The organism is Nostoc sp. TCL26-01, assembly GCF_013393945.1.
Classification (GTDB): Bacteria; Cyanobacteriota; Cyanobacteriia; order Cyanobacteriales; family Nostocaceae; genus Trichormus.
In genome coordinates this window covers 1-24,651 of the sequence record NZ_CP040298.1, presented here as the reverse complement: position 1 = coordinate 24,651, position 24,651 = coordinate 1, and the positions used below count along the sequence as shown (strand labels likewise).

The following is a 24,651-nucleotide window of genomic DNA, read 5'->3' as shown; positions in this document are numbered from 1 at the left end:
GAATTGTTCAATATCATCTGGGAGATTAGAAAGTAAATCTAATCCAGTCAGTTCTTCAATTCGATCAATTGTTTCTATCCAGATATTCCACTCACTTGTACCTGGATTTGGGAAATCTGGGTCATCTGGAAATGGCGAAGCGTAATTAGGAATGTTAACTGCGATAATAGGTGTGTTGACATTTATATCCTCTAAAGTCTCACCTGGATTAAGAACCACAACTACCTTCCAAATAGAGTCAGGCGTTTGGATTCCGTGAACTTGCTCCAAGGGAGAATTTGGGTATACTCCGGCTCCTCCAGAAATATTGTAAAGTTCAAGACCATTATTTTTGACAAGACTGGTACTAAAATTCTCGAATCTACGCCATGACCCAGTCCGCTGAGTCTGGAAATATTGTGGTATGGAATTAGTCATCAAAAATGTTGAGAACTGATCTTTTTGATTTCTATTACGATGTTCATTTGGCGTTTGGTGTCCTCGATCATAATTAGGATCGGCTGAATAATTTGTAGGTAAAACAGTTGTTAATTGTGTAGGAAGGATTGCATCTGGCATCCAGGGATAGTCTTTTGGCCCATATGGATAGCCAGGAGTAACATCTTCTTCACCTGGTCGGGGCGCAGCACCTACCCATGACTGATTGACCTGCCAGCTAACCCAGTTTGGAATTCTCGCGCTGGAATTATAAGAAAGCGCGTACTGAGGCTTCTCAATTAGATAATTATCAGCATTTGTAGACACATCTGGTCTCGCTTCCTGTCCATTTAGTGTTGGATTTCCCAGCAATAAATGCTGGCTCTTGAAGAATACATTGTCTAAATAAACCGGACTCCCACCATCCAACACAAATGAAATAGTTGCCACTTTCCCACGCAACGTATCTGGAACATCTAAGGTAAACGTCTCAAATCCTTTTTCCCCATAACCAATTCGCCGCGTATCCGCCAAGTACTCACTTACTGTTCCACGAGCTTCTTGAAGGTTAATTTCAGTCGAAACATCTGCGCTGCTGCCATCCACAGCTTGAATTGTTACTCGCAATTTATTAGTCGCATCTGCTGTTATATCTCCTGTATGCAGATCGAATCGCAATACACCCCAATCAGGAACAACAAATCTGTTATGAACAATACTTTGACCAGAGCTTAATTCTAAAGCATAATTATCTGGATAATCAGCTCGATTGTATAAACCAGTTATTTGTGTCCATTTTTTCAAAGCCGCTTGCGATGTAATTTGATTAGCCCCACCGTTGTCACCGTATAAAGACCAGCCAGCGATAGATTGTTGTCCACCAGCATTGAAAGAGATCGCATCAAAATTACCATTGAACAGTGTTGGTACTGCAAAATCACCACTCATCCGAGCTTGAGCAGTATTATCGTAACTGACAGCAACGCGATTATTTTTCAAATATTGTTCAAAATTGCCAAGCTGATTCTTGCTTTGATTACTATCACCAACTTCATACGGACGCAGTTGAGAACCGCCACCTAAAACTGAATAAAACCAACCAGTACCAATTCCTTCCCAAGGAGCATTTACAGCACCTTGTTCAAAATTTGCTTTAGTATGTTCAGGGATATACCAAGGAGTATTACTACTAGTAATTTCATTTTTCTGTGCTACAGCCAAATCTCCTTGACGACGGTAAACAACATCACCGTTAGACGCTGGTAATCTACTTTCATTCAAGTCAGCAGTTCCGGCATACCAAGTTAAAGCACTTTGATGTACACTACCATTTTTATCTTGATCAAAGCCAGCAAACTTGGAAAGATCCAGGTTGAAGTCTGCATTGGAATGGTAAATTAAAGAAGTATTTGGAATTGTGATAATGTCTTCAATTTTCCGACCATCCAATGTTTGAGAACCACTAGTTGTTTGATAATAATTATCTGCATAAGTGACATTCTGCCAAACCGTGATTTTTGGATCGTATATACTTCCAAACAATCCATTTCCTGATAACGAGTTGCCATCAAAATCATGAGGGTCAATAGTCGTCATTTGTAAGTTGCGGTTTTCTTGACTAATCCCACCTGCATTAGGGAAATAAGTACCTAAACGTTGAATAATTTCGCTATTAACAACCGCACCTTGACCAAAACCGATAAAGTGTAATGACGAATCAAAAATTGCTCCCTGTTTATCATCTCCTAAAGTATTAGCATTCTTTTGATCTAACTTCACTAGCGATGCAAATAAAGTATCTGCGGCAGCTTCAGCAAAACCCGCATTATAAAGTTTAGTTTGGTCGGCAGCAGCTTCTATCCAATCTGCTAATAATACTAACGGTTGACCTTTTTGTAACGACTTACCAGCAAATTGTTTCCACTCACCAGTTTTTGCATCGTACTTCAATACAGAACCATCTTCTCCAGCAATGTGTTTAGCCATCGCCTCTAATTGGTTATCAACTTTATATTGAGAAACTGGTTCTATCCCACGAGTTAATATTGTGACATTAGTAAATGTTCCATTATTTTTAGCCTTTGGTAATGGCGTTTCAAATTTGCCATTTTCAACGACGTATTTTTTGCCTTTATTAGTAACCGCCTCCACAGCCCAATAATAGGTCTGATTCGCAGTTAATGTTAATTTTTCGGGAAGCATAAATTCATCATTGCTGCCAATTTTACTTCCACCATTCCAAGTCCAAACCCCTTGTTGATTTGAAGGTGCTACAACACTCTTAGTCCAATTAGCCGTCAATATGCGATTAGGGTTGTAGTCATCTGTTTGGGGCAGATCGTTTAATTCTCTCCACCTGTCTTCTGGCAGTAGTCCTTGACCTTTAGGAAATACACTGGCATAGAGATTAACTTCTTTAACATCTTCTTCTTTTGTCGGGTTATAACATATATCTAATACATCATCTGTCATTCCCGCAAAATTCCATTGAAATGTAGGTGTCAGTGTTTCTTCGTTAGTAACCTGGATAGGTTGAATCAAGTTCAGTAAAGGTCTTGTGGATGCTATTCCTAACCCAAAAGAAGCACCAATACCAAGAGGATTAGCACCGCGACCAGAGCCAAAGTTAGCGGCAATACTTACCGCAGAGTTAAGTTCTTCTAGTGGCTTTTCACTTAACTGCTGAGACGATTTTTCCTTAATGGTTTTAACAATTTCCTGGACATCATAAACGAAAGTACCGTTAACACCTGGGTTAGTAGCGTACAAATATCGGTTATCGCTAGTGATAGCTAAGTCTTGCGTCAACCCCATTGGAACTGGTCTAGTAGCAGCAATTAATTGAGGGTTATCGCTTAATGGGTCTTTGATAATACCAACGTTACTACCAGCTTTCGGCCCATCAATACTTTCAATTTCATTGCCAAATAAACGACCATTGCGTCCTGCAACAAAGGCATACTCTTCACCATTGCCAGGATCACGTATCATTGAAACGGCTACTGCTTCATTGACATCAAAATAATCATAAATACTACCTAAATTTAACTGAGCATACTTTGTAGTAGCTTTAAATTGACTGGGATCGTTGTTGGTAATTGTCAAAACCCCATAGCCTTCAAAATCTTTTAATCGATTAGTGAAAATCATTTTATCGGTATTAGGAGTAGCAGAAATGCCTTCCACGCCTGCTGATGTTTCAATTTCACCAATTTGTTGATGCCATTTACGTGTATTTGTGTTTGCTTGGCTACGGGGTCGGTCATTGGGATCAATGTTAATAACTGAAATTACACCCTTACCAGATTGAGAGCTAGTTGCTATGGTCACAAACAAGCGCGTACCATCACTGCTCATTGCCATCTGGCGTATTCCCGACCGCGCATTATTCACGGGAATAGTACTAATATGCTGATGATAATTTGGTGACGAAGGGTCGATATCTATGACAAAAATTTGCGCTCTGTTTCTGTCTGCTACATAGGCAAACTTATTATTTGGATGAATGACAATATCTGCTGGTGCAGCACCAGCCGCATTTTGTAAGCGAATGGAGTTAATACCTGCTTGAGTGGGATCTACATCCAAGGCTCGCATTCCTACTACATCTATTACCGCAATTTCACTTCCTCCCATTAAAGGTATGTAAGCAAGAGAGGCATTACTGGTGGTAGCAACATACCTGGGGTTATCTTTCTTATCAGGAGTTCCCACAGGAATACTTGCTAATAACAGATTTTCAACACCTGCATCTGTAATTACTTGTTTGGGATTAAGTCCATTAATTAATTTAACGGTATCGCTGAGTGCATTGACTGTAACAACAGTCTCAATACACACGGGAATAGGAATCTTCACTGGCTCAGTTTCTTCCTCCACGGGTGTTCCTATTTGCGAAGGTGTCCGCCGCACAATTTTGAAGCTTACGTCATTGTTGTATGGGACAAAATCAGGCAGACGGAATTTTATTGCTTCTTCCTCTTCTACTTCTGGTTCTAGTATGGTGATGTTGCGTTGCTCAAAAGTTTGAAAACCAAATTTCAAATCAACTGTGAGGTTTTCGGATTGGTTTCCAAAGTTATCACCTGTTACACGCAAAAATGCTCCTTGCTGATCAAAGTCTAATGCTACGTTTTTAATTACTGGTGTAATATTTGTCACTACTGGGGGCGGTGGTACTTGAATAATAGCAGTAGGAGTAACCCTGGAGGTAATTTGGTCAAGGTTTAGTTGGATATTTGCTTTAGTTGTATAAGGTAGCCCTACTTGTGGTATTGAGACTATCTCTACATCTTTTTTATTTAGCCCCTCAGATAGCAAATAGCCAAATGTAATTAAACCAATTCCTATGACAGCACCTGCTATCAATATGTTTGGTGAAAGCTTTGCAAATGCAAATCCTGCTGCAAGGCTCGTCACTATACCTAAAGCTATGACTTCAGAGTTATCAGTTTTTGGAGCTATATAAGCAAATGTTCCAGAGGTAAATGCACCTGCCCAAGGTGGTGAGGAAGTGCGAATCATGCGATCATCGCCAACAATCCCAGATTCTTCAAGTATCCAAACAGATTTTAGAGTACCAGTTTCATCTGGTAGTTCTGTTTGGCGGATAAAGAAAACTTCTTGACCAGCAGCTAAATCGTCAGGTGCGGGAATTGCCAACTGGACAGGTATATCTAAAGGTTTATCACCTAAATCTAACTTGAATGCTCCAGCAATTGAGAATTTATCCTCTGTAATTGGTAATGTCGTCAGGTTCTCTTTACTTATCTGTTGAATGCTGACATTACTTTCTCCTTTTAAAGCACCAGGAGCAACCATAACCATTGACCCATCAATGGCTTGCACCACACCACCATTGACACCTAAAGTCGCCGAGTTGAGATGTGGAATTTCTACCTGCACGGGAACTACATACTCTGCTGCACCATGAATAACCGTTACATTCGCTACTCCTTCATCTGTTGCAGTAATTAATCCATCTGGCGTTACTTGCAATACATTGGGGTTGCTAACGAAGTAGCGAGTGCCAGAAGCTGCCGTTCTTAAATCTGGCGAATCTATTATTTCATTGATACCAACCAATAATTTGCGTGTGATCCCTTGTACTAGTGTTACCGCTTTCGGGTAAACATTTAGCCCATTGGTTTCAGCCAGTGCTAAATTAAACTCAGCTTGATTCGTAGGCGCACTCAATTCACCCACTCGCAGCGCCGTCACCGCAGAGATACCATTTCTGGAAGCACTTAGCACCGACACACCATCGCTTAACCCCGTAACTACACCCTGAGACACCCCCGCTACAGCAGAATTATCTGAAGCCAACTGCAAATAAGAATACGGTAGTATAACATCCTGCTGGTCAGCAAAATCGCCAATCACCACCAACTCGGTACTATCAAGAGCATTCAACCGCAAACCACGGCGAGCAAAATCCAGATTCACCAACGCCGCATTACTAACATTCACATCCACCTTCACAGGCGCAGACATACTATAACCATCATCTGCCACCAAGGTAAAACTAGCCGCACCGTAGTAATCATCATTCGGCGTAAACAACACCGACTTACCATCAGCCGTAAAGGAAGCCGTGCCATTATCTGCACTCAAAATCCGGAAGAACACCGCATCCCCTTCTGGGTCAGTTGCTAACCCATTCAGTGCCACAGTAGTATCTAAATCAACGTGAGTTAATACCTGCTTGGGAGTCACCACAGGGGCTTGATTCGCTCTAAACCCATAATTACTACCCAGAATCTGGACATCAGCAGCATTGATGACACCATCACGGTTGAAGTCGTAACTAGTATTGTAAACCCCAGAAGAAATTGCTCCCTCCAACAGTCCACTATCCACCCCATCAACTTTACCATCGCGGTTGATATCACCAGCTATGAAGAGAGTGAGGGAGTGGGGGAGTGAGGGAGTGGGGGAAGTATTGGGGAGTTCAATGAGGTTTAAGCCAGCGCGATTGACGGCGAATAGTGCGTAACTACCATTAGCATCGCTGTGTGTGGCAATAGGTGTTAAACCTTGTAGTGTGGGTAATGTCATATTACCCTCTAACTCAACACCCAACAGCACCGTATCTGTAGCTGTAGACTGTAGTTCAGAATGTCTGAGACTAAAAGTAAAGCGTTCATTACCAACCAAACTAGTAGTCTGACCATTCCATAACACCGCACCACCCAAATCAGCTTTGATGGTTGATAAAAGCGGTGTATTTGTAGAGTAGCTAATTGCTTCTCCTGCTGTCCCAGGTGTTCCTGTTGCTAGAGTTAGGAGGGAGGGTGGGAGTGAGGGAGTGAGGGAGTGAGGGAGTGAGGGAGTAGGATTGGTGATGTCTGGGTCGGTTGCTTGGAGCTGAATGCGGACTTTTTCACCTTCACGGATAATGGTGTTGGCTGGACGTACTAAGGTGGGAGCTTGGTTAGTGGGTGCAATCAGGATAGTGGCAGTTTGTGTAACTTTTTCTATACCATCACTCACAGTAAACTGTACATTTTCGTAAGTGCCAGCAGCAGTGTAGCTTGGAGTCCAAGTCAGAATCCCTGTGGCGGAGTCAAAAATCGCACTGTTAGGTAGGTTATCTGCCCAATATATTAGCTGATGGCGATCGCTTCCGCTAGTCGTTTTTGGGAGATCGCTATCTGTTGCTTGTACTTTAATTTGTAAAGCCTTACCTTCTGCACCCTTGATAGTAATTGGAGTAGCAGCAGAATTTGTCCCAGCAGATGAAACAATAATTCCACCACTCACAACAGGAGTATTAAATACAGGTTTGTGATTCCCGCCTACCACATTCAAACTAAAAGTCTGCGTTGTCTTAGCACCGCGTAGGTCATATACTTGCAATGTTACATTGCTACTTGCAGGGCTTATTTGTGTTGGTGTCCAGGTAATTAAACCTGTACTTTGGTCAACACTCATACCTTGGGGTGCATCGTACAATAAATACCCCAACACAGCCCCATCTGGGTCATTAGCTGCCACTTGGTAAGTATATGACTGCCCAGAATAAGCTGTTAATACTGGTGCAGAAGTGATGATAGGTGCTTGGTTCGGATAAGGTAGCGCATATATGCCAGGGGTAAATTCCACCCGCAGTGCATCCGGGTTATAAACCGTGATGGTACGGGAAGTGGTAGACTGACCGGGTTTAAGCACACCTTCAGGTAAATTGTCCCGCAAATCTATCATGTATGCGCCAGTAGTGCTGCGTGTCGCCCCTGTTGGTACACCTGTAAAGTACTCTTGCGGGTCAAGCACCAACATTACTGGTAGAAGTAAGTCAGAATCAGCCTTACTCTTGAGCGTAACATCATAAGAAATTGTCCCGTTAGCGCGGTCAGAACGAGCATTGCTAAATTGGAAGTCTACTAGGGCTGAAAAATCCGAAATCGCTGTAAACTGCTCTTTGTATCCCCCAATCAGTTCTGCCCCAGCAAGACTCTTGAGGTTCTGGGATACCCGCAATTCATAATGTTCAGGGGTAATGGTATTGAAATCCAACAGTACAGTACGGGTTTGGGCATCGTAGCGGACTGACTGTGGTGTGAATTTATCACTAGCACTGACTAATTCAAAGTTAGCTGGGTTAAGAACTGAAGCGATATCGTTAGCAGTCCCAGCGTACATATCCGAGTCAAAGGTGATGCTAATTGTCCCCTGTGGCAAGGCAACAATGGCATCGGGTGCAGGATTCGTGGCTTTAACTTTTGGTGCTATTAAGGGGCTAAATACATCAATTTGATTTGATTGACTTAGTAAAATTCGACCATCTGCTGTCGTCTCGATATTTTCACCCCTACTACCACCAGATGCCAACGTTACGTATTGTAAGGTTGCTAAGTCAACCATATAAACGCGGCCATCCTGCTGTGTTCCCGTTTTGGTATTGTTGTTGGAAACAAACAACAACCCATCTAAACGGCTTCCCTTCATGCCAAAAGCAATAGAATCAACAGGGCTATCAAAAGAAAGCATTCTTTGAGCTTTGCCTTGTGCATCAAAGCGAACAATATCACCACGTTCTGGCCAAGTAGTCGCCCACAGCTTACCATCTGGTGCAAACGTTAAACTATCTACCCGTAAGTCACTGTAATGAGAGAAAGTTTCGGTTTGGGGATTGAAGATTTCAATGCCCTTGCCAGAAGAAACATAAATTAGTCCTGTTTCTTTTTGGATCGCCAGTGCTTGAGTGATACTATCGCCGTACTGCTTGACAATTTTGCCAGTTTGTAGGTTTAGTTGCACTAAGGGGCCGCCACCTGTAGTTGCCCAAAGAGTGCCATTACCATCTACACCCATGTCAAAAATTGGCTGGGATAATGTAGCTACGGGAGTGCTGGCGACACCACCAGTCTGATCAAAGCGGTATAATGAACCACGATTAGCACCACCACTGGCTAAAACTGAGCCATCCTCAAGGATTGTAATTGCTAAAGGAGCAATATCAGCGTGGCTGGTGCGAATGCCTGTAGCAAAAGCTGTGGCAGCAAAGGGACGGAGAATGTTCTTAAATTCAGATGCGTTGGTAGCCGGAATACTTGCAGGAATACCTTGCTTTGCTTCTAAAAATAGTTGATTAGTGGATGCTTCTAATGTGGGTGCGGGGGCAGTACCTAAATCCGGCACAGTGGTCTTTTCTACTGTTGGTAACGTACCTAAATTGGTTTGGAAGCCGTCATTTGGTACACTAATGCCCAGTCCTGGTTGTTCCCTGTTCCCCGCATTATCGGTTGCCAATGCCAAAAATTCGTAACTGTGTCCAGCACGACCACTGTAAACAGCACTCGTTTCCGTAGTCTGCTGCTGCCAAATTTTGTAGTTACCACCGTCTTCTGCTACATACACGGTTACGTGCTTAACTCCCGCATCTGTACTATCATCAGTTGCTGTCCACTTCACCAAGTAGTCGGAACCACCAGCCACCAAAGGTGTTGCCGTTAATGTAGTTGTTGGGGCAACACCATCAATAATGTTAGTCACCTGTGCTGTATCGATGGGAGCAGTGGTGTTGAAAATCACTCGCGCCGAGCTAACAATCTCTGTACCTGTAGTACTGTCAGCTTTCGGTAGTACGGTGTAGCTAGTAAAACCACTACCGACCCCATTGGCATTATTAGGTGGCAAAATCCCAATTTTCGGGTTTTGCATGACTTCCCCGGTATTGGGGTCAATTGCTTGAATTAGCCAAGTGACGGTGTTAGATATCACATCTAGTCCAGCATTGACTCTGAGGACAAATCCTTTACTGCGAATAAAGTCAAAATCACCAGAGAAAGTAGCACGTCCGGCGGGAATGTGGACTTGAATATCACCCAACCGTAAATCACCCAACTGGAAGCTACGGGGGTCGATATCTGAGTCGAGTTTAGTTACAATCCTGACTTCGCCTACCGCAGTTGCAGCTGTGGCAGCATTTTCAAAGCGGATGGTGTAGGGGAGTGCTGCACCTAAAGGTACGATATTTTCTGTTCCAAATCCTACTGGGCCGGTGAGAGTGGCAAGGTTACTAATTGTGCCGACAGCATTGAAGAAACTGGCGAAATTAGGTGGCGGTACGGCAACACCTTGGGGTAACTCTTCTCTGGCTTCCCCAAAAGGAACGTACACATTAAATGATTGGACGTGGGTTTGACGCGACAACCCTAAATCAAACTGTTGCGGGTTGGGTGGCGATGCCTGTCCTTGCAAGTTGGGGTTGTGACCGTACCACTTGCGGACTTGTTCAAAGAAGCTAATCAAATTACCATTGGAGATAATTTCACTGCCTGCTGGCCCCAGCAACAACCCAGTAGCAAGAGTTGCCATTAAACTGATAACTTGTGGGTTTTCGCGGATAGGAGGCGCTGCATCTGCTTCCCGCAACAGTCCTGCTGCTTCTAATGCAGCCAAGTAGGCATTTGTCCAGGTGGTAGCATTAGCCGCCAGCACAGTTAAAGCTTGAGATGCAGTTTGGTCTTTGAGGATGGCATCTCGGAGTAAAAGTGCTTGTTTTGTTTGCTGGGCGATAAATTCATCACGAGTCATCGCCGTTGCTGTGGCTAAAATGTGGAACCTGAAAGCAATTGCATCGTCGGGAACTTCTTCTAAAGCTTTGGGGTCTTTGGCTAGTTCTGCTTGTAGTCCTGGGTAAGTTTGCACGTTAAATGTGCGCCCGACAAACCCAGCATTGGGCAGGTCGAGGACGTAACCAGGAGCTATAATTTCACCGTTGGTATTGATATCGGAGATGAGGCTAGCCCAAGGTACATCCTGTAATTTGCCTTCAGGATTCCCCCGCAGATTAGAACTAAATTCTGTGTAAGGCAGACCAAAGACATCTACGTTTGTTCCTAATTCTGGTGTGCCAATGGAGAAATGTACATAAGGTGTGTCAATATTAGTCAAACTTTGTACAGATACACCATAAGTACCGACATCTCCTGGTGCTAAAACGCTCGGCCCTCCCAACCCAATGGTGACATCCGCTTCAATTGCCCGTTCGACTAAATAGCGGTAAGGTACAATTGCTTCTCGACCATCGGGATTGATCACTTTTACATCATAAAGCCCGTGGGGTGCATTGCTAAGGTCAAAGATGGCTGTAATTTTTGTGCTGTCAATGACTTGAGATTTGACTGGAATATACTCAGCAATTCCGGGACGGACTAACTTGACAATTGCTCCCGGCTGGAACTGCGCTCCTAAAATATTTGTAGTAACATAGCGACCATCTCCACCTCGGTCGGTCATGACATCAGTGATTCCAAAGGGCAGAACGTCGGCTAGGAGGCTAATAGGAGTATTATTGCTGGGTTGGGAATAACCACGTACCAGGACGTAATAAGTACCTGATTTGGTAGTCGGAATGATCACCGATTGGTTTGGCCCTAATTCCCCTGTGTAAGCAGCGTCATATACAATACTAGTTGGTGCTTGTTGGTAACGGACAAACACTTCATTAGCAGCATTCAAGGCGGATGAGGTGGTGTTGATTCGCAGGGTTTGACCTGCGGCGACGTTAATTTGGAATAGTCGTTCTTGTCCGGTGTTAAGTGTGGTATTTAAAGGTACACTTAATTGCAACTGTTCGACTGTTACATTTAGAGTATCAGCAGAGGAGGTGCGGTTATTGGTTTCTAAATCAGCTTCGTAAACTTGATTGAAGATATCTGGTCTGACGATAATGCGATACTGTCCAGGGGTGGCTGGTGGTAAAGTAGTTGTCAGGGTTGAAGTATAAGAGGTGTTGCTTGCTAAGTTACCACTGTAGCCGACTCGTCCCATTAGGCGATCGCTGATGTCCCAAATCGCATCTGTAGATAGGTAAACGGCATCACTCCATTGACCGTTAGCTGGATTATCACCATAGTTAGTGACTTGCCAACTAATCTGCACTTGTTCGCCAGATTTAGCAGCACTGGGTAAGGTGATTTGATCAACTTGTAAGTCTGCTGGTGGTGGTAGTTCTAATACTAAAGGTTGGGTACTAGCAGTAGCGTTGTTGCCTTCGTTATTTCCTTCAAATACGACACCGCGAACATTATATTGCGGGGCATCGGTGATGACAAAGACGTAGTAGGAGCCAACAAGATCATTGGGGAGTTGTAGAGTTGGGTTGTTTGTGTAGCTACTACCAGCATTTAAGCCACCTGTATGTTCTACATATCCTAAATAGCGGTCTGCTTGCAAATCTAGGAATTGGTCGCGCGATAGATAAATCAAGTCATTCCAGCGACTTTGGCTGTTGGGTATATTCCCTGCACCCTGATTTGTCACTGTGTACACCAGATTCAAGGCTTGTCCACTAGTCGTGCGTTGGGGAATTTGTACTGACGTGACTTGCAAGTCGGCTGGTGGTTGCAAGATGACTGACAACGGCGCAAAAGTAATATTGTTGCCTTCATGCTGAAATTCGGGTACACGAGCCAAAGTTGGGTTGATGGAGGATTCAAAGTTAACAGATGATCCGCCATCAATGTTGGAGTCAGTAAATACTAGCAGGTAGAAGTTGCCTTCAATATTATCAGGCAGCACAACTTCACTACTACCCGTGTATGATTCTCCCTGTTTTAAGCCACCACGACGGGTAAATTGTCCCAGTAATGTATCATTCAAGTCTAAGGACTGGTCACGAGACAGGTAGATGCGGTCATACCATAAAGTTTGTCGAGTATCGCGCCCTCCTGTATTGCTGACAGTCCAACTAATGGGAATAGTTTGACCAGAGGTAGGTGGTGTTTGCGGTACTACAAGATTGGTAATTTGTAAATCAGGTTCTTTGTAAGTAACGGGTATGAGTGCGTTGCCTAAATTATTGGCAGGGTTTTCATAGACCCGGTACTCAAAGCTACGACGGGTTGAGTCGTTATCACCACCATTTGGTATGCTGCCTCGGAATTGTTGGGTGTAGTAATCGTAGCTGTAATTGGTGCTGACGTAAATATAATACTCGCCATCAATTCCCGCAGGCAGAGTCACATCTTGCCTTTGAGTGTAACTTTCACCTGTACGTAAAGGCTGCGGGGAACTGTAAGGAACAAACCCAACTTTTGTGGCTCTTCCAGGAATAAAGGTAGAATCAGGGGAAATCCAGATTTCGTCATACCAGTAGCGTGTCTGCGAGGCAATATCTGCACCGATATTTTGTACTGTCCACTCAACGCTTGTCCGTTCTCCAGAAAAGTTTTGCGCTAGGGTTTTAACATTAGTAACAATTAAGTCAGCAGGCGTACTGGTAACGTTGGTTTCTACTGTCCGCAAGTTGTTATTGAGATAAGGCCCTTCCCAAAGTCTGTTGTCTGAGTTGGTTTGGACGATGATGTAGCTACCGGTAGCACCAGGCGACAAGATTGTATTCAACTGGGCGGTGTAGCTTTCGTTCATGCCTAAACTGCTAGAACGTTCTACACTACCTAAAAACCACTGTTTAGCTGCTGGTGCATTCAGGGTAGGACTATCAGATAGATAAATGTAGTCAGCCCAGTTAGTTTGTCCTGTACCGTTAGCACCTTGGTTTTGTACTGTCCAGGTGACACTAAATGGCTGTCCACCAATGGCTTGTGCTGTTGGTGTTACTGACGTGACGACCAAATCTGGTGGCGGTGTCAGTAGGATTGTAATTGGTCGAGCTTTATAGTTGTTGTTGTCTAGCTCGTTAGGGTCGTCAGGATTGTTATTAATAGATAATGTATCTTCTAAAACTATGTTGTAAGCATCTGTCCAAGGTGTAATGTACCACTCACCTGCAATTTGCCCAGGAATAGTAACTTCCACTTCGCTTTCATAACTAGAACCGACTTTTAGAGAGCCACTATGTCCAACGCTGGTTAATAAAATATCTTCAGATTTTCCTTCTCTGTTAACAGGAGCAGGACGGTTTTTATCGCGGGTTAACCAGATAGTATCAGTCCAGCTATCTCGGTCGGTTTCACCGATACCATTGTTGGTGACACTATAGCGGACTTTAATTCTGGAACCGTCAAATGCCTGGGTAGGAGCGACGACGTTACTGGTAACGAGGTCGGCGGGTGGTAGAGAATTGATATTCAGTTCCACAAATGAGGTGTTGTTGCCGTCTTGTGGATATTCGTCTTGACTACCAGAAGCATCTGCTTGGACAATGAGATAGGCTTTGCCTCGGAAATATTTGGGAATGACTAGTGTATTGGCTTGGGTGCGGTAACTTTCAAGAGCTTCTAAGGCAGCGGCATTACTAAAGCTACCCAAGGATAGGTCATCGTAGCTAATGCGGTTATCTAAGGATAAGTAAACTCGGTCTTGCCAGTTAGGGCTGGTGGTGGCAACTGTGCCTTCGTTGGCAACAATAAATTCTAGAGAGATTGTCCCACCTGCGTTGGCGGTTGTCGGGGCAATAATCTGTTTGACTTGCAAGTCAGGACGGGGAGCAAGGCTGACTTGTATGGTGTTGGTTGCTGTGGTGGTATTGTTACTAGTAGCACCATGTTCGTATAGAGAATTGCTAGTGTTGGTTTTGACGACAACTTCGTACAGACCTTGCAGAGTAGAAGGGAGGACGAATTGTTCGGCACGGGTGTAGGATTTCCCAGCCTGGAGACCGTTACCGTAAGTAAAGCTGCCTAAACCAATTAATTGGGCGCTGGGGTTGCCTGCTTCTCTGAGGTAAACACTATCTGTCCATGTACTGATAGCATCACCTGTGCCAGAGTTGGATACAGTCCATGATACGTCAATTTTGTTGCCGGATTGTACTGTTGTGGTGGGAGAAGTAACATTAGTTACAATTATGTCAGGCGGTGGGGTCAGGTTGACGGCGACGGCATTGGAGATGCGGCTATTATTGTTGTTGTAGATAAATTCAAAGGGGCCGCCTGTGGTGACAACTAGATAATAAGTACCGTTTAGACCATTGGGTAAGGTGACTTCCACTGCACGGTTATAAGTACCACCTACTGTCAAAGCTCCTACTTGTTCAAAGCTGCCTAAGTCGGCGATGATGTTTTTCCCTTCTGGGTCACTGGCGAGGAGAATGCGATCGCTCCAGGAGTTACTATTAGTTATACCTATACCCTGGTTAGTTACAGTCCAAGAAACCTGCATTTTCTGTCCACTGTTTGCGGTTGCTTGTGCTTGTAATCCTGAGACTACTAAGTCGGCATAGGGAATGGGAACTACGCTGAAGGTATTATTGGCAGTAGCAATATTATTTCCCTCGGAACCATTCTCAAAGACAACACCTGTAGCATCAGTTTGGACGAACAGTTGATATTGTCCCTGGAAATTAGGGGCAAGCCTGATTTTTTCACTGCGGGTATAATTTTCTCCGACATTTAGCGGTTTGAGATTAGAGAAACTAGCTATGAGAATGTCATCACTATTACCGACAATGCCATCTCTAGAAGCAATAATTCTGTCAACCCATGTGCTAGTTTTACCAACACCATTGCCGATGTTATTGACTGTCCAGCCAATTGTTACCTGTGCTGGGTCGCCAATTGTTAATGCTGGTGCAGTCACATTAGAAACTGCTAAATCTGCGTAAGGAGCTAGTGCAATATTAATGGCAGAAGCCGCAACATTATTGTCCTCGCTATTGAGTTCAATGACTTGTTTATTGGCATCGCTTACTACCAGCAGATAGTAGTTACCACTGACATCTATGGGCAAATCAAGGTTAACTTGACCTTGGTAACTGCTAAGGGAAGCAAGTGAACCATTATAGTTGCGTTCTTTTAGGAAGAAATCGCTAGTATCGAACTTGTTGTCTTGAGATAGATATATGCGGTCAACCCAATTGCCTGTTGCTGCTGCATCACCTGTGTTATTTACTGCCCAACTCAAAGATACATTTGTACCAGATGTGGCTGTGCTTGGAGATGAAGTGATAGTTGGTACGAGGTCAACAGCACCTAAAATGATGGGAATAGCTTTAATGTTATTGGCTTCGTTGGTTTCTCTTTGATTGTTAGTGCGGTCAGCGACAAACAATAGGTAGCGATTACCTGTAGTAGTATTAGGTACAGTAATTTTAGAAGCCAAAGTATAGCTGGCTCCCAGCCCTAATGGTGTTTTTTGTCCAGTCCAGATGTCAGTCACGTAAGTATCTGAGGCATCGAGCTTGGTGTCGTTACTAATATAAATGCTGTCGTACCAGTCAGCAAAAGCCGAGCCATTACCAGTATTGCTCACTGTCCAAGTGACATCAATTTCCTCGCCCAGAATGGCGCGTTCTGGGGCTTGTGCAGTTGTGATTACTAAATCTGGAGTGTTCACAGAGAGCGCCAAAGCCCGCACATTGTTGTTTTCGTTACTCTCACCTTGAGTATTACTGCCGTCAGTGACAAATAGCAAATATTTGTTGCCACTTGCTGTGTTAGGAATGGTAACTTGCAAGCTACGAGTATAGCTAGTACCAGCACTCAGAGGTGTTTTATCATCGGCCAAGAGGTAGTTCAGTTGAATATCGTTGGCATCAACAGTTATATCATCCGATAGGTAAACATAGTCATACCAGTCTGCCGGAGCGACAATATTTCCTGTGTTAGTGACAGTCCAACCAACTTGAATCATTTCCAGAGGACTGGCAGTAATAGGTGCAGTGGCAGCAGTTAGTTCAATATCCGGCGCACCCAGTTCTATGGCAACGGCTTTAACATTATTATTATTGTTCGTTTCTGATTGGTAATTATTTTGGTCTGCGGCAAATAATAAATACCAAGTGCCGGCACTGACATTAGGAACTCTTACATCTAAGCTAGCCGTGTAACTTGCCCCTGCTGCTAGTGGGGTTTTATCTCCTGTCCATCGGTAGCCTAAATTAGTGTCATTGTAATCAAGGGTTTGGTCGGCTGACAAGTAAACGTAGTCCCACCAATCTGCAACAGCAGCGCCATTTCCTTGGTTGGTTATTGTCCAAGTCACAGGAATAGTTGCCGCCAAAATACTTTCGGTCGGTGCTGTGAGAGCAGAGATAATCAAATCCGGAGCTTGTACTTCTATGGCAACAGCACGTACATTATCTGTTTCATTACTCTCTGGTTGTTGGTTGCCATAGTTGTCACTAGCAACTAATAAGTAGCAAGTTCCTGGAGTGACGCTGGGAATAATCACATCAAGATTTTTACTATAGCTACCACCAGCTTCTAAAGGACTTTGCGGGGCGGCTGATAAATTACCTAAGTAAACATCATTACTATCTAGGGTAGGATTACTAGAAATATATACGTAGTCCCACCAATCTGTTAAGGCATTACCTGTACCCTGATTAATTACTGTCCAAGCAACATCGATTCTTTCACCCCAGGTGGCTGTTGTTGAAGCATTAACATTGCTAACTTGGAGATTAGCTGCCTTTACCTCAAAAGGAATGGCTTTGATGTTATTTTGATTATCAGTTTCCCCTTGAGCATCGTTGGCATCTGCCACAATCAGCAGATATTTATTCCCAGTTCCTGAATAGTTGGGAATAGTGATGTTCTTGTTAGATTGTGTATAACTACTACCACCAGCTAAAGGAACTTGAGCAGATGCACTGAAGGTGGCAACAAATTTGTCAGTCCCATCTAAGGTGGTGTCATCAGAAATATAGATTTGGTCGCTCCAATTAGCTGCTGCGGCGACAGTGGCATTGTTGGTGACAGTCCAATCAATTTGGATAGTTTCTCCCCAACTAGCAGTAGTCATGGTGGTGCTGGCACTACTGACGACTAAATCCGGTGCAGTTAAGGTAATTGGCACTGCCCGGAGGTTGTTAGTTTCGTCCCTTTCACTTTGCTGCTTCAGAGCATCGGCAACAAATAGCAAGTAGCGATTCCCGGTTGTAGTGTTGGGAATAATGATACTGCGGCTATAATCGTAAATACCATTTACTGCTAGTGGAGTTTTGTCAGCAACACTTTGGGAGAAAACAGTAATGTCACTGGCATCAAGAGTCTGGTCATCGGATAAGTAAATCGTATCAGACCAGTCTGTTGCCGCTTCTCTATTACCTTGGTTGTTGACACTCCAGTTAACTGTGATGGTTTCTCCTAAAATAGCAGTGCTAGGAGCAGTGGCAGCAGTGATTACCAAGTCTGGGTCATTATCACCAATAATTAGGGGAATTGTCCTAATGTTATTGTTTTCATTACCTTCTCCTTGGGCATTGTTGGCATCTGTAACGAATAACAAATAACGACTACCAATTGCGATGTTGCTAGGCAATGTTAGTAGTTGACTAATAGTGTAATCATCCCCAGCCGCTAAAGGTGTTAAATTACTTGTGAATACTTCTTTAAGTAAGGTATCACTATAAATATTTAAAGTTTCATCATCTGACAAATAAATCCGATCATACCAATCTGCGATCGCACTAGTATTACCTTGGTTTTTCACAGTCCAACTCAGTTCAATACGCGAATTGGGATAGCTCCTAACTGGGGCTGTGGCGTTAGTAATTACCAAGTCGGGAGTTTGGACTGTAATCGGGACTGCACGGATGTTATTTGCTTTATTTAGGTCGCTTTGATAATTGTAAGCATCTGTAACAAACAGTAAGTATTGACTACCAGAGCGTCCTTGAGGAATTGTAATATCACGAGTCCGAGTATATGTTCCATTCACCGCTAGTGAGTTGGAAGTCCCGCCTGAATAATAATAATCATTATAGAGATTAATGTCACTGGCATCTAAATTACTATCATTAGAGATGTAAACATGGTCATACCAGCCACCATTGCCATTTGTTGCTGCTAACGAGCCTGTATTTTTTACCGTCCAAGAGACTGATACTTTTTGTTGCGTTGATACTACTGTGGGAGCTGATACTGCTGTCACCTCTAAGTCGGCATTATTACCTGTGATAGTAATGGGAATTGCCTTAACATTGTTACTCTCATCAGTTTCAGTTTGACTTCGATCACTATCTGTAACAAATAGTAAGTAACGATTACCTGGTTGACCTATTGTATTGTTGGGTAGGGTAACGCTGATGTTGCTCCCTGAGTAACTGCCATCAGCAGCTAATGTAGGGGTTTGTGAAATCAAACGATTGGCAAGTTGCGTATCTGCGTAGTCATAAACTGGGTCGTAAGATAAATAAATGTGATCGTACCATCTACTGTTGACTGTCGCAGCTTGTCCTTGATTTTTTACGGTGTATGCAAGTTCGAGGGTAGAACCAGGAGTTACAGTAGTGGCTGAAGTACTAGCATCAGTTACTACTAAGTCCGCAGCTTTAATGTAGATGGGAACTGCTTTGAAGTTGTTGTTTTCGTTTGTTTCTCCTTGATAATTATTGCGGTCAGTCAGAAACAGCAAGTAACGATTACCAGCTTTAACATATGCAGGAATAATAATATCTTGTGTAATTTTGTAGTTAGATGATGCTGGTAATGGAGTTTTTTCATAAATCCATCTATTATTGATGCCTTGGTCTGAGCCATCAAAAATTGCATCATCAGAGAGATAAATAGAATCGTACCACTGGTTCGTGCCAGCAACAACATCTCCAAGGTTGCTTACTGTCCAAGAAACTGAGATGTATTCCCCCAGCCCAGCCGAAATAGGGGCTGTAGCATCAGATACTACTAAATCAGGAGCAGTGATAGTTATAGGAGTTGCCCAGACGTTATTAGTTTCGTCGGTTTCACTTTGATTATTACCACCATCGACTACAAACAGTAAATAACGTTGCCCTAATTTGGAATTGGGAATTACAATATCTTTTGTGCGAACCTCGTTAACACCTGCGGCTAAGGCAGAAGAGTCACTGCGTCCTACGTTGTAAACATAAGTGTCTGTAGGATCAAATTTGGTGTCATCGGACAGATAAATTCCGTCATACCAATATGCTGCTGCTGGTACGTCTCCTGCGTTTTTCAATGTCCAAGACACACTAACTGTTTCACCTACTGCCGCAGTTGTCGGAGTATTACTACCAGTAATAGTTAAGTCGGGAATAGTAATCTCAATGGGAATGGCATAGACGTTGTTAGTTTCTGAGATTTCCCTTTGATAATTGTCGTTATCTGTAACTACAAGCAGATACCATTTCCCTGAGCCTGTTTTCTGTGGTAAAGCGAAAGTCTGAGTTTGGTTATAACTTTCTCCCGGTAGCAGATTAGCACCAGTTGCCGCACCTAGATATTGGTCTGAATTATCAAAGACAGTGTTGTCAGAAAGATAAACGGAATCATATAAACCGTAGGGCTGCATTGTTGGTACACTCCCTTGATTTTTCACTGTCCAGTTGAGTGTAATCTCTGAACGTTCAGCAGCTGTTGTTGGAGCTGTTGCTTGTGTAATAATTAAATCTGGGTTAGTGACGGTAATTGGTAAAGCATAGGCATTGTTTGTGCGTTCAGTTTCTATCTCTGTATTATCTGGATTAGTAATAAATAACAAATATTTATTCCCTAACCCAACATTGGTAGGAATGTAGATGTTCTGGGGTTGGATGTAATCATCACCAGCCGCTAGAGGTGAATTAGCCCGTCCAGTCACCCCTGTTAATAAAATATCTTTACTGTCAAAGCTAGCATCGTCTGAAATATATACTCTATCATACCAATTACTCTGGGTAGTGCTACTGCTTTGGTTAGTGACAGTCCAACTCGTACTAATGGTTTGCCCAGGAGTAATTACGGATGGAGCAACAACACTGCCAATTGTTAAATCGGATAAGTTTGCTGGAGGTGTGAGATTTGTAGGTATTAAGGCATTGCTGGGAATTACCTGCCTATTGCCACCCGTAGGAGTATAACTGAGGCTGACAGCGCTTCCTCTGTCGTAGTAATAGTATTGTCTCGGTGCAAACAATTCCAAGCGGACATCATGTTCGCCTTGTGTCAGGTTAATTGTTTGGGAAGCTTCTGATTGATAATATCCCTGATTATTGATGACTAATTGCCCATCAATGTAAAGACGATTACTACTATCAGAGTAATATCTTTTATTGGTATAAAAAGTTGTGTTTCCGGCTGTGGTAATGTTGATTTTTCCTGTCCACAGAGCCGCAAAATTATCTTTTAAATTAGGAATGCCAGCAAAACTGTTATTTTCTAAGCTAAATTCAACCTGTGAGTCAACTCTGGTATAAGTTGGTTGCAAAGTGCTGAAATCAGGAAAAGTAGTAAGATTGCCGTCTAAAATATAGTATTGCCCTAACAATCCTGTTGTTGAACTACCAGCTAAGGGGATGTAAGTGGCTGTGTTAGGGTTAGTAGCAGGCTGAGAACTATTTTGGTTTTGGACGGGACTATCTGTTTGCAGTAATGATAAATTGGGATCTTTGTCAACAATGCTGATAGGAATTGCTTTAACATTGTTGTTCTCACTTAATTCACCCAACGCATTGTCTTGGTCTGTCACAAACAGCAAATACTTACTACCTTTGGTTATATTATTAGGTAGTGAAAGCAGTTGTCTTACCGTATAGCTATTACCATTTTCTAACGGCAACAACTTTTGTATTGATACATTCTTTAGTAATGTGTCAGTGTAGGTAGAAAGGGTGTCATCATCCGACAAATACACCGCATCAGATAAATAGTCATAGTACCCTTGGGGTGGCAATGCACGGCTATCCCCCAGGTTCTGCACTGTCCAACTCGCTTCTATCTGCGCTCCCGCATAACCCTGAGTAGGAGCAGTAACATTGGAAATTACGAGGTCGGGAGCGTCAATCTTGATGGGTACTGCTCTAATATTGTTAGACCTATCTGCATCATTTAAGTAGTTATCTATATCTGCAACATACAACAGGTATTGATTGCCATAGATATTACTCGGTAGATTAATATCCTGTTTGACGGTATAACTAGCTCCTGGTGCTAGAGGTTGGTACGAGTGGTATTGCGCTGAATAAATACTATTTAAAGAGATAGCCGAATTATCTAATGTTGGTTTACTCGACAGGTAGATATAGTCGTACCAGTAAGAACTAGAAGTTGCTAAAGTTCCCTGGTTAGTAACGCTCAACTCTAGGGAAATTTTCTCACCAACAATAGCCTGAGTTGGTGCTGTCACTGCTGAGACTGCTAAATCTGCACTTTCTCCATTAATAATGATGGGTATAGCTACAAGGTTATTATTTTCGTTAGTTTCTCTTTGATAATTGTAAGTATCGGTAATAAACAGTAAATAGCGTCTTCCTGGACTGCCAATTCCATAACTGGGAAGTGTTACACTCCTCCCCATGTTGTACGTATCATCTTTCAATAACTCGATTGAATTATAGTCTTCAGTGAGGTAGATATCCGAATAATCATAAACTGGGTCGTAAGATAAGTAAACGTTGTCATACCTACCACTAGTAGCGTTTGTCTCTCCAATGTTTTTGACTGTCCAAGAAACATCTATACTATCTCCAGGGTTAGCGGTCGTAGGAGCTATGGTATTGGAAACGATTAAATCTGGTGATTGGCTATTAATGTAAATGGGAACTGAGTAAACATTGTTGTCTTCGTTCGTTTCACCTTGGTAATTATAACGGTCAGCAACAAATAACAGGTACTGATTTCCGGCTTTAGCATAGGTGGGAATAGTCAAGTCATAGCCATCGGTGTAGCTGGTATTACTAGCTAGAGGAGTTTTGTCATCTATCCACTTGTAGCTAATATACTGGTCTGCACCATCTAAAATTTGGTCATCTGATAAGTAAAAGTAATCATACCAATTGGCATCAGCACTTACATTACCTTGGTTTGTTACTTGCCAGTTGACAGTAATTTGTTCACCTGTTGTTGCTGTGGTGGGTGCAGAGGCATTAGAAATAATTAAGTCAGGAGCGTTAACTTGGACGGAAATTGCTTTAATATTGTTGGTTTCGTTGGTTTCGTATTGATTATTATTTGCATCGGCTACAAATAACAGGTAACGACTACCTAAAGCAGTATTGGGGATTTTAACAGTCTTGGTTAAGGTATAAGTATCCCCTGGGGCAACAGATGTGCGTGGTGTACCTGAATCAAACCCAGCTATTTGCGTGTCTGACCAATCCAAAGTCTGGTCATTGGAGAGGTAAATATGGTCGTACCAAGGGTGAGTTGCTTGTACATTGCTTTGGTTTAGTATTGTCCAAGATACTTCAGCAGTACTACCTACTGTAACAGCAATGGGTGCAGTTGCTTCTGTAACAACCAAATCCGGTAAAGTTATATCGATAGGCACTGCCCTGACATTATTGGTTTCTTTTTCTTCAATTATGTTATTACCGTAGTCAGCTACAAATAGCAAATACTGTTTTCCTGCCCCTATGCGTTCTGGTAGCGCCATGTCTTGAGTGCTTGTGTAACTAGCACCAGGGACTAGTGGTATTTGATTGCTGCTAGTGAAATTACCTATATAGCGGTCTGAATTGTCAAAAACGGTGTTGTCTGATAGGTAAACGTAGTCATACCAGTTGTCTGTGGCTCGTGCTTCTCCTTGGTTGGTCACAGTCCAACTTAAGGTCACTATGCTACGTTCTGGGGCTGTTGTGGGTGCTGTGGCTACTGTAACTACCAAATCTGGCAATCCTACCGTTGCATAGATAGTGTATGTTCCTGTGCTACCACTACCATAACTGGTAGCTCTAACTATGTAATTAATGCCATCAACAGGAGTAAATCTGAGCAGTGAGTTATAATCAGATCCAGAGTCATCATCTTCAGCAATGATTAGCCCTGTATCTGCATTAATCAGTTGTAAATAGGTGTCAAAACTAGGTGCGGATAGATCGAGGGTAACAACTTTACCAACTGTATAATCAATTAATTGGTAATCATCACTGTATTGACCGTTCCGGGTAGGATTAACTCTATCATCTGTACTTAAAGTACCGTTAATTGTGCCATCATGAGCAGAAATTGTGGGTAAACCTAATTCAAGTGCGTCATTGACTGGTTCATTTACTGTAATGTTTGCTAAAACTTGCTGTGTGGGTAAGCGTCTTGTTCCTGTTGACAATGCCTCACTCATAACTGAGTGAGAATCTAAGTGAGACAGTCCCAATACGTGTCCAAATTCATGTAGAATGACTGTAAGTAAATCTACACGGACAAAAGCTGGGTCACTTTCGATTGCTTGTCGTTGAGTTGTATAAATAAGGTCGCTAAATTCTGCATCATCTGCCGGGGAATCATCAATAAACCACCCAGTACCAGCAGCATCAGTATCAAGGGTAACAGTGTACCCTTGTGTTATGCCCAGTTTATATCCTGGTAGGTCAGCAATTACCAATTGTACTTCTTGGAGAATGCCTTGTTGTCCTGGTGTAATACCTATACTAGCCCAACGTGCGATCGCTTCAATACGGAATATTTCTAATGTTTCTGGTGTTAGTTGGTTTAAATATTGGTTGTTATTTGTGCTACTGAATAAATTAAGAATGCTATTTTGAGCTTGGGGCGGTGGTTGAGTAATATTGCTTTCTTCTATTTTGGCAGTAGCACTCAGGAACTTTTGAGTAGTTCCGTCTTCTTCTAAGAAGCCCACTAATGGTTCATTTTCCTTAATACCTGTAATCAAGTCATAGTTAGCAGTTGTGATATTAGTTAAGGTTTGCCCCAAAACTGGTAGAACTGGAACTACGTTAGATGATTGTTCTAAGAAAGAACTTGAAGATAATGATGTATCAATAATCAGGTCTGTACTAGGAGAGCCAACAGTTGCTGTCGTAGGATTATTGGCAGAAATTCCTAGCCCTTGACTCAATTTTAATGGATCTTCAATGACGGGTTTTATCGCCCCGTCAAGAGACAGCAGTGAGTCGGTACTTGGCAACCACTCATTCATCCCTGACAT

The 24,651-nt window shown here is 42.8% G+C and carries 1 pseudogene; it reads right to left on the bottom strand.

Features of this window, described 5'->3' with window-relative positions:
* Positions 1-27: 27 nt before the first annotated feature.
* A pseudogene (locus FD725_RS29235) lies at positions 28-23,826 on the bottom strand (CARDB domain-containing protein); the annotation flags it as partial.
* Positions 23,827-24,651: the final 825 nt, after the last annotated feature.